Origin of the sequence: Mesorhizobium dulcispinae (assembly GCF_033977345.1) — a bacterium.
GTDB lineage: Bacteria > Pseudomonadota > Alphaproteobacteria > Rhizobiales > Rhizobiaceae > Mesorhizobium > Mesorhizobium dulcispinae.
The window spans coordinates 282,299-294,570 of record NZ_JAVIIY010000001.1 but is presented as its reverse complement, the minus strand read 5'-3'; the positions used below and the strand labels follow the sequence as shown (position 1 = coordinate 294,570).

General features: G+C 65.3%; 16 protein-coding genes. 9 read left to right on the top strand and 7 right to left on the bottom strand.

What is annotated here, in order from left to right; translation table 11 throughout:
* The first annotated feature begins 36 nt into the window (after positions 1-36).
* Positions 37-216 (top strand): hypothetical protein, encoded by a 180-nt coding sequence (locus tag RFN30_RS01340; RefSeq protein WP_320260338.1) that lies wholly within the window; start codon positions 37-39, stop codon positions 214-216.
* Here the strand turns inward: RFN30_RS01340 and RFN30_RS01335 are convergent.
* Complete coding sequence (locus RFN30_RS01335) at positions 213-1,157, bottom strand: glycine--tRNA ligase subunit alpha (protein WP_320260337.1); 945 nt, start codon at positions 1,155-1,157, stop codon at positions 213-215. The genes RFN30_RS01340 and RFN30_RS01335 overlap by 4 nt on opposite strands.
* Positions 1,158-1,328: 171 nt before the next feature.
* Between RFN30_RS01335 and RFN30_RS01330 the strand changes: the two genes are divergently transcribed.
* Positions 1,329-1,790, top strand: a complete 462-nt coding sequence (locus tag RFN30_RS01330) for a GNAT family N-acetyltransferase (RefSeq protein WP_320260336.1) — start codon at positions 1,329-1,331, stop codon at positions 1,788-1,790.
* A 50-nt stretch (positions 1,791-1,840) separates the two neighbouring features.
* Here the strand turns inward: RFN30_RS01330 and RFN30_RS01325 are convergent, their stop codons facing one another.
* The 5 genes from RFN30_RS01325 to RFN30_RS01305 form a co-directional block, all read right to left on the bottom strand.
* Positions 1,841-3,616 (bottom strand): tetratricopeptide repeat protein, encoded by a 1,776-nt coding sequence (locus tag RFN30_RS01325; protein ID WP_320260335.1) that lies wholly within the window; start codon positions 3,614-3,616, stop codon positions 1,841-1,843.
* A gap of 193 nt (positions 3,617-3,809) precedes the next feature.
* Positions 3,810-4,226 (bottom strand): DUF1284 domain-containing protein, encoded by a 417-nt coding sequence (locus RFN30_RS01320; RefSeq protein WP_320260334.1) that lies wholly within the window; start codon positions 4,224-4,226, stop codon positions 3,810-3,812.
* Positions 4,226-4,831 (bottom strand): biotin transporter BioY, encoded by a 606-nt coding sequence (locus tag RFN30_RS01315; RefSeq protein WP_320260333.1) that lies wholly within the window; start codon positions 4,829-4,831, stop codon positions 4,226-4,228. Before RFN30_RS01315 ends, RFN30_RS01320 begins: the two co-directional genes overlap by 1 nt.
* A 184-nt stretch (positions 4,832-5,015) precedes the next feature.
* On the bottom strand, positions 5,016-5,681 hold the full coding sequence (locus tag RFN30_RS01310; protein ID WP_320260332.1) for a GntR family transcriptional regulator: 666 nt from the start codon (positions 5,679-5,681) through the stop codon (positions 5,016-5,018).
* Between the two features lie 107 nt (positions 5,682-5,788).
* Positions 5,789-6,802 carry a polyprenyl synthetase family protein gene (locus RFN30_RS01305; protein WP_320260331.1) on the bottom strand — a complete coding sequence of 338 codons (1,014 nt, stop codon included), beginning with the start codon at positions 6,800-6,802 and terminating at the stop codon, positions 5,789-5,791.
* A gap of 161 nt (positions 6,803-6,963) precedes the next feature.
* Here RFN30_RS01305 and RFN30_RS01300 point away from each other — a divergent pair, with 161 nt between their 5' ends.
* The 7 genes from RFN30_RS01300 (at position 6,964) to RFN30_RS01270 (ending at position 11,223) form a co-directional block, all read left to right on the top strand.
* Positions 6,964-7,188 carry a putative signal transducing protein gene (locus RFN30_RS01300; RefSeq protein ID WP_059186744.1) on the top strand — a complete coding sequence of 75 codons (225 nt, stop codon included), beginning with the start codon at positions 6,964-6,966 and terminating at the stop codon, positions 7,186-7,188.
* Positions 7,188-7,982, top strand: a complete 795-nt coding sequence (locus RFN30_RS01295) for a tRNA1(Val) (adenine(37)-N6)-methyltransferase (RefSeq protein ID WP_320260330.1) — start codon at positions 7,188-7,190, stop codon at positions 7,980-7,982. Before RFN30_RS01300 ends, RFN30_RS01295 begins: the two co-directional genes overlap by 1 nt.
* Positions 7,983-8,089: 107 nt before the next feature.
* A complete protein-coding gene (locus tag RFN30_RS01290) occupies positions 8,090-8,947 on the top strand; it encodes a S49 family peptidase (RefSeq protein ID WP_320260329.1) in 858 nt (285 codons plus the stop codon).
* Between the two features lie 83 nt (positions 8,948-9,030).
* Positions 9,031-9,216: a hypothetical protein gene (locus RFN30_RS01285; RefSeq protein ID WP_320260328.1), complete on the top strand. Its 186-nt coding sequence runs from the start codon at positions 9,031-9,033 to the stop codon at positions 9,214-9,216.
* Positions 9,217-9,242: 26 nt separating this feature from the next.
* Positions 9,243-10,124, top strand: a complete 882-nt coding sequence (locus tag RFN30_RS01280; protein WP_320260944.1) for a 4-(cytidine 5'-diphospho)-2-C-methyl-D-erythritol kinase — start codon at positions 9,243-9,245, stop codon at positions 10,122-10,124.
* Entirely contained in the window at positions 10,124-10,675 is a 552-nt protein-coding gene (moaB, locus tag RFN30_RS01275; RefSeq protein ID WP_320260327.1) for a molybdenum cofactor biosynthesis protein B, read from the top strand. Before RFN30_RS01280 ends, moaB begins: the two co-directional genes overlap by 1 nt.
* A 122-nt stretch (positions 10,676-10,797) precedes the next feature.
* Complete coding sequence (locus RFN30_RS01270) at positions 10,798-11,223, top strand: GFA family protein (protein WP_320260326.1); 426 nt, start codon at positions 10,798-10,800, stop codon at positions 11,221-11,223.
* Positions 11,224-11,232: 9 nt separating this feature from the next.
* Here the strand turns inward: RFN30_RS01270 and RFN30_RS01265 are convergent, their stop codons facing one another.
* Positions 11,233-12,207 (bottom strand): hypothetical protein, encoded by a 975-nt coding sequence (locus RFN30_RS01265; protein ID WP_320260325.1) that lies wholly within the window; start codon positions 12,205-12,207, stop codon positions 11,233-11,235.
* Positions 12,208-12,272: the final 65 nt, after the last annotated feature.

Sequence of the window (12,272 nt, the reverse complement as noted above, 5' to 3'; positions counted from 1 at the left end):
CCAACGCTCAGGCGGAGAACTATTGGCTGAACGACGATGAAAACGGCATCGAGAACCCTGCAGATCCTGGCACTAAGCGCCTGCTTCGCCGCCCAGATGCATGGCACGTTCTCGATGCCTGGCGTGAGGCAAGCACTGCGCACGATCGAAAGCGCGAGCAGCCAGAGCGCGTTGCCGCTGACCGTCGCTGAAATCGCGAAAGCTGTCTTGGGCTAAGCCGCCAGACCGCCCGCCTTCGTCTGCAGGAATGCCTCGCCGCAAGCCTTGGCCAGGTTGCGCACGCGCAGAATGTAGCTCTGACGCTCGGTGACGGAAATCACGCCGCGCGCGTCGAGCAGGTTGAAGACGTGGCTTGCCTTGATGCATTGGTCGTAGGCCGGGAAGACCAACCTGTGCGCCGCCAGGTTGTCGTTCGCTGCCGGCGCGCCGGCAGCAAGCAGCGCCTTGCACTCGGCCTCGGCGTCCTCGAAATGCCGAAGCAGCATCGCGGTGTTGGCGAATTCGAAATTGTGGCGCGAATATTCCTGCTCGGCCTGCAGGAAGACATCGCCATAGGTGACCTTCTCGGCGCCGTCGCGACCGTTGAAGTTCAAGTCGTAGACATTGTCGACGCCCTGCACATACATGGCGAGCCGCTCCAGTCCGTAGGTGAGCTCGCCCGCCACCGGCGCGCATTCGATGCCGCAGACCTGCTGGAAATAGGTGAACTGCGACACTTCCATGCCGTCGCACCAGCACTCCCAGCCGAGGCCCCAGGCGCCGAGCGTCGGGCTTTCCCAATCATCCTCGACGAACCGGATGTCGTGCAGCAGCGGATTGATGCCGATCGCCTCGAGCGAGCCGAGATAGAGCTCCTGCAGGTTCGGCGGGTTCGGCTTCAGGATCACCTGATATTGATAATAATGCTGCAGACGGTTCGGGTTCTCGCCGTAGCGGCCGTCCTTCGGGCGGCGCGACGGCTGCACGTAAGCCGCGTTCCAGCGCAGCGGACCGAGCGCGCGCAAGGTGGTCGCCGGATGGAAGGTGCCGGCGCCGACTTCCATGTCGTAGGGCTGCAGGATGACGCAGCCATAATCGGCCCAGTAATTGTGCAAGGTCAGGATCAGCCCCTGGAAGGAGCGGCTGGGATGCATGTGGGCAGGAATTTCGATGGTCACGGCGGCCTCGGAAAGCGCTGGGATTCAAGCCTTCCCTAGTTGCCGGGCCGGCAAGCGTCAAGGCAGGCGCCGCATCACGGAGAGGTTGAACGCTTTGCCGGCGGCTGGCCCATTGCCGGCCGCTCACGCTCGCCGTTTGCTCGCCTGACCGTAACGACAGAGGTTCCGCAAATGCCCGGTCAACTCATTGTCCGTCCCGTCGCCCGGCAGGACTACGAACAATGGCTGCCTCTCTGGGACGGCTACAACGCCTTCTACGGCCGCGCGGGCGAGACCGCGCTTGCCGGCGAGATCACCCAGATGACCTGGTCGCGCTTCTTCGATGCCTACGAGCCGATGCATGCGCTGGTTGCCGAGCGCGACGGCAAGCTTCTCGGCCTCGTCCATTATCTCTACCACCGCTCGACCACGGCGATCGCGCCGAATTGCTATCTGCAGGATCTCTTCACATCGCAGGCCGCGCGCGGCCAGGGCGTCGGCAGGGCATTGATCGAAGGCGTCTACGAGCGCGCCAAGGCCGCAGGCTCGGGCCGCGTCTACTGGCTGACGCATGAGACCAACCACACCGCCATGCAGCTCTATGACAAGATCGGCGAGCGCTCCGGCTTCGTCGTCTACCGAAAGCTCTTCTGAAACGAAAACGGGGCTCAGCGAGCCCCGTTTATTGAACAGCTTGGACGGCCTCAGCCCTTCGGCGGAGGCGGCGTGACCGGCTTGACCTTGGGGGTCTCTTGCGCCGTGTTGGACTCGATCGGCGGCAGGCCCTTGAGCAGCTTCTGCTGCAGGGTGGCGAGCACGTCCGGGTCCGGCTTCAGGTCACGGGCCTGGGTCCATTGGAACGTCGCTTCCAGCTTGCGGCCGACACGCCAGTAGGCGTCGCCCAGATGATCGTTGAGGACCGGATCTTCCGGCTTCAGCGACACGGCGCGCTCCATTTCGCGCACGGCATCGTCGAAGCGGCCGAGGCGGTAATAGGCCCAGCCGAGCGAATCGACGATGTAGCCGTCGCTCGGCCTGAGATCCACGGCCTTCTGGATCATCGCCAGGCCTTCCTTGAGGTTCGTGTTCATGTCGACCCAGGAATAGCCGAGATAGTTCAGAACCTGGGGCTGGTCGGGCTGCAGCTCCAGCGCCTTGCGGAAATTGGGCTCGGCCTTCGGCCATTCCTTCAGCCGCTCATAGGCGATGCCGCGCTGGTAGAAGATGTTCCAGTTGGCGGCGGTCGGCGTCTTCAGCTCCTCTACCGCCTTGTCGTAGAGATTGGCGGCCGAGCGATAGTCCTCCTTGGAGGAGTAGACGCCGCCAAGCGCCAGATAGCCGCGCATGTCGGCCGGATGCGCATCGACATAGCCCTTGAGGTGCGCGATGGCCTCGTCGTTGCGGTCGATGTCGGCAAGGTTCAGGCCGAGCTGCAGCTCCGAGAGCTCCTTCAACGGCGAGGTGGCCGGGATGCGGCGATAAAGCGCGATCGCGCCTTCGCCGTCCTTCAACTGCTCGGCGACGGCCGCGAGTTGCACGAGGGCGGCGTCACTGTCCGGCTTCAGCGCCAGCGCATATTGCAGATAGAGCCGCACGAAAGGCTCGCCGCCGCCACGGTTGAGCGCGGTGGCGAGATCGAGCAGGATTTCCGAGGCGCCGTCCGCCGGGGTGGCGACCAAGGGCTCGATCTTGTCGCCCTTATTGATCCTGTCGCGCAGCGTGGTGATTTCGAGCTTGCCCGGCGCGAAGGCTTCGGCCTGGTTCAGTACCGAAAGCGCCTTCGCCTTGTCGCCCTTGCGGGCGAGGAACGAGGCATAGGCCTGGGCGTTGCGCATCCACGTCTCGGGCGCGGAGCCGCCGGCGGCGGTATCGGCCAGGGTGGCTGCATAGATTTCATCGGCCTTGTCGGAAAGGCCGGCGGCGTCGGCGATGAGCGCGCGGTGGAACGACTGGAACAGGCCGAACCAGTCCGGCCCCTTGAGCTTGTCGATGGATTCCATCGCTTCCGACGCACTGCCTGCGCCTTCCTTGGCCCAGCCGTCCATGACGCCTGAGAGCAGCCGGTCGAGATCGGATTCGAGCGACAGCTTCAGCCAGTACTGGGCTTTGGCGTAGTCCTTTTTGTGGAAGGAATCGACGGCAAGCGCCAGGCGCGAAAAGCGCTCGACATCGGGCACTTCCTTGAGCTTGTCGGCATAGACCAGCGATTCCTCGAAGCGGCCCTGCGCGACCAGCGCCAGCATCAGGCTCTGCTGCAACTCGGTGTCATTGGGGGCAAAGGCCAGCGCCTGCTTGTAGTAGGCGATGGCATTGTCGAGATCGTTGTCGCTTTCGGCAATGTGAGCAGCAAGATAGGCGCCCGAGAAAGACGTGATCTGGATCGGTTGGGCGTTTTCCTTGGCATGGGCAGGCAGCACCGAAAGCGCCACACCCGCTAAAAATGCCAGCCTCGTCAGCCAGCGCGCACGTCCTTGCCGCATTGTATCCCTTTCAGCCACACGCGATCCCGCCCTTGGCGGACCGCCCCAGACTCGATCTTTTCCTGACAAAGCATGGCCTTTTTGGGGTCAGGCTTCAATCCGGCGCGAATCACAATGCAATCATCCGGCTTAAAAAACGACGCCGCGCGCCAAAAAAGTCCGGCGCCAGGAGACCGACAGGCCAGCGTACCGCCTAAAGGCGCGTATCGTGGAATCCGCCGCCGGCAACCGCGCTGCACAAGTCGAACCATTCGCAGCCCAGGCACGCCTGGCGCGTCAGGCCGGCCGAAAACACCTTCCGCATCCGCGCCAGGCTGGAGGCGTCCAGCACGAACCGCACGCCGGCCTGGACCGGCCGGCCGAGAAGAGCCCCGACATCACGCGCCGCGAGCCCGTCCCGCTCGGCGGCACTTTCGCGCAGGCAATGCGGCTCGGGCTCTTCGAGCATCGGGGCGCAGATGTCGTCCGGTCCGGACACGATCAGAACCGGCTCGCCCTCGCCCAGCCGCCCCACCACCTTGTCGTAATTGGCGGTGAAGGCGGGCGAATAGCCTTTGCCGACATAGGTCAGCAGGCAGAGCAGATGGTGGGCGCGCAGCCGGACGGTCATTATGCCTCAGGCGAGCGGTCGCGCGGTTCGTCCCGGTAGGTCGGGAAGAGCTTCAGCGTCGCGGCACCCAGCGCCGACTTCAGCAGGCCGCCGACGATGAAGGGCAGGAAGCCGAAGGTGATCGCCTTGTCGGCGCCGATCATGACGGCGAGCCAGGCCGTGCCGAGAACCAGGCACAGAAGATTGCCGATGAGCATGGCGGCGAAGGCCAGCATCACCCGATTGCCGTTCCAGCCGCGCTCGGCCAGCCAGCCGACGACCGCGCCGACGATGGGGAACGAGAAGAGATAGCCTCCGGTCGGGCCGACGAAATGCTGCACGCCGGCCGCGCCGCCCGCCAGAACCGGTAAGCCAGCGGCCCCCTCGACGAGCCAGGCCGCGATGGTGAGCGCGCCGAACCGCCAGCCATAGAGCGCGCCGACCAATGTCACGGCGAAGGTCTGCATGGTCACCGGAACCGGCACCATCGGCACCTCGATGTAGGACGACAGCGCCAAAAACAGCGAGCCGAGCACGACGGCGCCAACTTTCCAAGTGACGGAGCGGCCATCCAGCCTGAGCGGGCTGAAGGAGGGCTTGCGGGTCGAAACGGCGATGTTTGTCACGGTGATGTCCCTGGCTGATCTGAAATTATAGATAATTTTTGCATTCGATCTATTATCGAATCCATATTTTTGGAGAGATGGCAAGGGCAGACCTGGGCTAGGCCAGCTATGGAGCAAAGAGCGAAGCGACGCTGCACGGACCGTAGGAACGACGACGCTGGGAGTCTTCGGCCAATTGTTGTCGCTAACCAACGATGGCGAAGGCGTCGCGGGTCTTGCCGGAGGCAGTCTTGACCGGTTTCTGGCCGATCCATTGCACGTGCCTGCCAAGCGTGGCGGCCGCCGATTCCGTGTTGCCTTGCCTGAGCGCGCTCAGGATCGCACGGTGATCCTGGTCGGTGCGCGTCTCCCATTCGGAGCGCCAGGCGGCGAACAGGAAGCGGGCGCTTGCGGCATGCAGATCATCGATGGTGGAAAGCAGGCGCGGCATGTTGCAGGGCGCCAGGATCAAGCGGTGGAAGGTGCGATTGGCTTCTTCCCAGGAGCGGACGTCGTGGGATTTGTCGCCCGCCTTGGTCGCCTCCTCGGCCTGGTCGAGGATCGCCGGCGTCAGATGGGGGGCGGCGTGGCGCAACGCCAGCACCTCGAGCGCCGCGCGCATCTCTGCCACTTCCCTGACCTCGCCGAGGTCGAAGGCGGCAACGCGCACGCCGCGCCGCGGTTCGCTGATCGCCAGGCCCTGCGCCTCGAGGCGGCGGAAGGCCTCGCGCACCGGGACATGGCTGGTACCGAATTCCTCGGCGACATGGTCCTGGCGCAGCCGCGATCCAGGCTCGATCGCGCCCGAAATGATGCGGTCCGCCAGTTCCTTGCTGATGCGGACGGCGATCGTGTCCTCTGTATTGGCCATATTTTATAGATAATTTGCGCGACGGCCGTTTGTCGAGATCGCCGGAACGGGATTCACAGGCGCGCTCCCCGGCGGACGCCAGGCAAGCACCGGGAGATGGCAGGCTCTCAGTTGACGCGGCTGATGCAGAAATCGATGACGTCGATCAGCGCCGACTTCTGCGGCGTCGCTTCCAGCGGCGCCAGCGCGTCGCGGGCGATCTCGCCGAAGTGACGGGCGCGGCCGATCGTGTCGGCAATCGCCCCGTGGCGGGTCATCAGGCCGATCGCCTTTTCGAGCCCGGCATCGTCCGCGACGTTGTCCTCGATGGCGCGCTTCCAGAAGGTGCGTTCGGCCTTGGTGCCGCGCCGGTAGGCCAAGATCACTGGCAGCGTCACCTTGCCCTCGCGGAAATCGTCGCCGACATTCTTGCCAAGGTCCTTGCTGGAGCCGCCATAGTCGAGCGCATCGTCGATGAGCTGGAAGGCAAGGCCGAGATTCATGCCGTAGGAGCGCAGCGCCGCGCGGTCGGTGCGGGAGGCGAGCGCAATCACCGGGCCGACCTCGGCGGCGGCCGAGAAGAGCGCTGCGGTCTTGGCCTTGATGACGGCGAAATGCTCGTCCTCGGTGGTCTCCAGGTTCTTGGCGGCGGCAAGCTGCATCACCTCGCCCTCGGCGATGATGGAGGCGGCGCTCGACAGGATGTCCAAAGCTTCCAGCGAGCCGACCTCGACCATCATGCGAAAAGCCTGGCCGAGCAGGAAATCGCCGACCAGCACGCTCGCCTGATTGCCCCAGATCATGCGCGCTGTCTTCTTGCCGCGGCGCAGCGCGCTCTCGTCGACAACGTCGTCGTGCAGCAGCGTCGCGGTGTGCATGAACTCGACCGCGGTGGCGAGCTTGACGTGGCCTTCGCCGGCATAGCCGAACATCTGGGCGGCGGCGAGCGTCAGCATCGGCCGGAGCCGCTTGCCGCCGGACGAGATCAGGTGGTTGGCGACCTCCGGGATCATCTCGACGTCGGAGCCGGCCTTCGACAGGATCAGCTCGTTGACGCGTCCCATGTCGGCTGCCGTCAGATCGACGAGATCCTTGATGGAAGCAGGTTCCCGCTTGCCCTCGATATTCAGAACGACACCCACCACGATCACTCCCGTCTCATTGACGCGTACGACAACACCCTGGTCCCGGTGTGACTCTAGGTCGGCACAACCGCGCACGGCAAGAGGCGAATTGGCGCGGCTTTGCCGGCGCGGGCTGCCTCGGCGTTTACATGAACGCCGCAACCTGCGATTTTCATTCCATGATTGAGCTTGTCCGCACCAACGACGCCGTCCTCATCTCCTTCGTCGAATCGCTGATGCGCGACGCCGGCATCGCCTGTTTCGTCGCCGACCAGAACATGAGCGTGCTCGATGGATCGATCGGCATCCTGCCGAGGCGCATCATGGTCGATGCCGACAAGGCCGATGCGGCGCGGCGCATCCTGAAGGACGCCGGCATCGAGAACGAGATCCGCCGGAAATAATGGCCGCATCAACCGCCCTCGCCCCGGACACCCCGGCCCACACGGTCGATGCCTTTCATCGCGGGCGCTTCTGGCTGGTCCAGCCGAGGCAAGGTCACCGCGCCGGCATGGACGCCATGATGCTGGCGGCAGCCGTCCCGTCCGGCTTTTCCGGCCGGCTCGCCGATTTCGGCGCCGGTGCCGGTGCCGCCGCGCTTGCCGTGCTGTCGCGCTGCCCTGAGGCACGCGCGGTGCTGGTCGAACGCTCGGCCGAGATGGCCGACTTTGCCGCCGCCACGCTTGCCCACCCCGGCAACGCGCATCTCGGCGACCGCGCCTCGGTGTTGACGGCCGACGTCACGCTTGCCGGCAAGGCGCGGGCCGAGGCGGGGCTTGCCGACAATTCCTTCGACTTTGTCATCATGAACCCGCCCTTCAACGGGGCGCAAGACCGCGCCACGCCGAACGCGCTGCGCCGGGAAGCGCATGTCATCGAGGACGGGCTGTTCGAGCGCTGGATCAGGAGCGCGGCCGCCGTCGTCAAGCCGCGCGGCGGGCTGGCGGTGATCGCCCGGCCGGAGCAGCTCGTCGCCATCCTCGATGCGATCGAAGGCCGCTTCGGCGATGCCGAGATGCTCTGCGTCCACCCGCGCCCCGACGCGGCGGCGATCCGCATCGTCGTCAGGGCGGTTCTCGGCGCGCGCGGAAAATTGTCGATCCGGCCGCCGCTCACCTTGCACGGACCGTCCGGCAACGAGCCGACGGAGCGGACCGAAATGATCAACAACGGGCTGGCGTCGCTGTTCGGCAATTGATCAGAGGCCGGCAATGCGGCATTGCCGTTGGCCGGCGAATTCCTACATGCCGGGAACAAGGATGAGGTCTCACCTTGCTCTTGCATCTCTTGCGGAGACAAGCTTTCGTGAAACGCTTCTTCAACCGCCTGCTGCCGAAATCCTGGCGCTCGACAGTCGTCACCATCCCGGTCATCCGGCTGCATGGCACCATCCTGCCCGGCGGCGGCCAGTTCAGGCCCAGCCTGTCGCTCGCCTCGACGGCCGGGCTCATCGACAAGGCGTTCGGCTTCGACGCGCCGGCGGTTGCGATCTCGATCAACTCGCCGGGCGGCTCGCCCGTGCAGTCGCGGCTGATCTTCAAGCGCATCCGCGACCTCGCGACCGAGAAGAACAAGAAGGTGCTGGTCTTCGTCGAGGATGTGGCGGCTTCCGGCGGCTATATGATCGCGGTCGCCGGCGACGAGATCTTCGCCGACCCCTCCTCGATCGTCGGTTCGATCGGCGTCGTCTCGGCATCGTTCGGCTTCCCGGACCTGTTGAAGAAGATCGGCGTCGAGCGACGCGTCCACACCGCGGGCCAGAACAAGGCCGTGCTCGACCCCTTCAAGCCGGAGAAGAAGGAAGACGTCGAGCGGCTGAAGGCGCTGCAGCTCGAAGTGCACGAGACCTTCATCGATCTCGTCAAGGAACGGCGCGGCACCAAGCTTAAGGACGATCCGGATCTGTTCACCGGCCTGTTCTGGACCGCCAAGAAGGGCCTGGAGCTCGGTCTGGTCGATGCGCTGGGCGATATGCGCAGCGTGCTCAAGACCCGCTTCGGCGACAAGACGCAGCTCAAGCTCATCACCGCGCCGCGCGGGCTTTTCGGCCGTTTCGGCCTGTTCGGCTCGCGCTTTTCGGCGCCCGACATCGCAGCCGCCGCGGCCAGTGGCGTCATCGATGCGGCGGAAGAGCGCGCGCTGTGGGCGCGCTTCGGGCTTTGAAAAAGCCACGAAAGCGTCTAGCATAACCGCTTGACCGACCTGTACGGCCGGCCTTGCCGCGCAAACGCGGAAGGAGTTTTAGGATGCCGCAGATCATTTTCTTCGCTGTCATCGGTGCCGCCGCCTATTTCGGCTACCGCGCTTTCGTGCGCGAGGCCGAGCGCGTGACGGCCAAGATCCGGCGCACCGAGAAACAGGCGGCCAACGGCACGATGGGCACTCTGGTCAAGGATCCGAAGACCGGCGAGTACCGTCTGGCCAAGGACTGAAAACCATCTCGCCAGCAGCCGACATTCTGGAGCCCGAGGCCAAGTCCCGGACATGGCTCGCGCCTGCCAAGATCAATCTGGCGCTGCATGTGACCGGCAGGCGTGTCGACGGTTATCACCTGCTCGACAGCCTTGTCGTTTTCACCCGCTTCGGCGACCGGCTGCAGATCGAGCCGGCCGAGGCTGACGCGTTCGCGGTGTCGGGACCCTTCGCCGCCGGCGTGCCGCTCGATGACGGCAATCTGGTGATCAAGGCCCGCGACGCCTTGCGGCGGGAAGCCGGCGCAAGGGCGACGCCGCCGGTCGCCATCCGGCTGGAGAAGAACCTGCCGATCGCCTCCGGCGTCGGCGGTGGCTCCAGCGACGCAGCGGCCGCGCTCAACGGTCTTGCGCGCCTCTGGAAGCTCGATATCGACGAAGCCGGACTGGCTCGGATCGGGCTGACGCTCGGCGCCGATCTGCCGATGTGCCTCAGGGCAAAGCCGCTGATTGCGCGCGGCATCGGCGACGAACTGTCGCCGCTGGCGGGCTTCCCGGCGCTGGCGCTGGTTCTGGTCAATCCCGGCGTCGCCGTCTCGACGCCCGAGGTGTTCAAGGCGCTTTCCAGGCGCGACAATGAAGCATTGCCGCCCCTGCCCGGCCGCCTGGATTTCCACACCATCCGAAATTGGCTCGAGACGACCCGCAACGACCTCGAACCTGCCGCGCGCACCGTCCAGCCCGGCATCGGCGACGCGCTCAAGGCGCTGGAAAAAGCAGGAGCCGGCTTCGCCCGCATGTCGGGCTCCGGCGCCACCTGTTTCGGCCTGTTCGAGACCGGCAATGTCGCCAAGCGCGCGGCGATCGAGATCCGCGGCCGCCATCCCGGCTGGTTCGTGGCGGCGACGCGCAGCATGGAGGCTGACTGATGGCCAACGAGAGCCGGCCCTTCATCCCGGTGCGGATCGCGGTGCTGACGGTTTCCGACACGCGGAGCCTCGCCGACGACAAATCGGGGCAGACGCTGGCCGACCGCATCGCCGAGGCCGGCCACATACTGGCCGCCCGCGACATCGTCACCGACGACCGGGAACAGATCCGCGAAAAAGTGCTCGCCTGGTCGAAGGACGAAGCGGTGGATGTCGTCATCACCACCGGCGGCACCGGCTTCACCGGACGAGACGTCACGCCGGAAGCGCTGGAGCCGATCTTCGAAAAACGCATGGACGGCTTTTCGGAAGTCTTCCACCGCATCTCCTACGACAAGATCGGCACCTCGACGATCCAGAGCCGGGCGACCGGCGGCGTCGTCAACGCGACCTTCGTCTTCGTGCTGCCGGGCTCGCCGGGCGCCTGCAAGGACGCCTGGGACGACATCATCAAGGCGCAGCTCGACTACAGGCACGTGCCCTGCAACTTCGTCGAGATCATGCCGCGGCTGGACGAGCATCTCAGGCGCGGCGGCAAGCCTGCCTCGTAAAGCACGGGCAAAACATCCAATCGGCATCCGGTTTGCAGGTGGAATGGCGCTCCGGCCTTCGAGGCGCCATTTCGAAGCCGACGCTGGCAAAGTACGTTGTGCAAGCGAACAAGGGACCTGCCATGGCCGTTCACAGCGGCGGATGTCATTGCGGCAATATCCGCCTGAGCTTCTCCACCGCGATCGATCCTGCCGGAATGGAAATCCGCGCCTGCCAGTGCTCGTTCTGCACCCGGCATGGGTCGCGCGCTGCCGCCGATCCGAAAGGGCGTCTGACCATTTCGGTCGAAGACAAGGCACGGCTGCAGGTCTACCGCTTCGGCCTGCGCACCGCCGACTATCTCATCTGCCGGGAATGCGGCGTCTATGTCGCGGCGATCGCCGGCGAGGGTAACGACGCCAGGGCGATCGTCATCGTCAACGCGCTCGACGAGCGCGAGCAATTTTCCCGCGAGCCGATCCCGGTCCGCTACGACGCCGAAAGCCGCGAGCAGCGCCTGGCGAGGCGCCGCACAGCCTGGATGCCGGTTGAAGTCCTGGGAATCTAGCGGAATTGCTCAGCGGATGACGGGCTCGCCGTGGAAGCGGCGGCGTGACGGCCGCGAGACGCCGAAGCCGATTTCCATCATCAGCCGCGGCGTGTTCGCCGGCACCGTGCCCATATGGAAGCCGAACGGATCCTCGACGAAGCCGAGGCCCGCCTCGCCCGTCAGCGTCACCGGGCTCTCCGGGCCGTAGACGTCCAGCACATCTTCCGCCGGGTGGCCGACCAGGAGCGTCAGCTGGTGCTTGAGCGCGCGGCGCTTGTGGCTGCCGCGGACATAGACATGCGGGCCGGTGCCGGCATCGACCGGCGCCAGATAGAAGAAGAACTTCAGCATCCGCCAATCGTCGAGGTCGAAATGATATTTGCCGAGCGAGGCGAGGTTCTTGTCGGCATCGGAAGCCTTGCCGGTCGGGAAGCTCCACCAGACGCGCGTCGTGATCAGTTTCGCCTGGCCGCCGAGATAATGCCGCGCGACGTCGAGGAGCAGCGGGTCCTTCTGGATGGCAAGGGCCGCCGGGCAGTCCAGGATGCGCTCGAAATAGTGCCCGCTTAGCAGTGAGCGGCCATATCGCTTTTCGGCCTCGGCATGCTCGCCCGGCATGAATTCGAGACGGCGGTCGAAATTGCCAAAGCAGGGCGTGCGGCTGGCAAAGGCCGCGATCTCATCGTTGATGGCCGGCGGCAGCATGAAGCCGGAGAACAGCCCTTCAGAACGAAGCGCATCGACCACGGCGTCGCGGTCGATGCCGGTGAACATCGTCGCTCCCGCCTTGTCGAGCGGACGGGCCCGTCTGGCGCCCAGCCAGTGCATGCGGCGCCCCGGCATGGTGCGCGCCAGCATGAACATCGGCAGCCAGGCCGGATTTTCGCGAAGATCCTTCAAATAGGTCGGGATGCGCACGGCGATGCGCCTGAACAGGCTGCCGTCGCGGGCGATCGCCTCCAGGCTGGCCGCGCCGGAATTGTCTGGGGGAGCAACGTTCATCGGGTCCTCATATGCATGGCGTCCGACGAAGGGTCAGCCGCCTACTGGTTCTTTACCCAATCCCG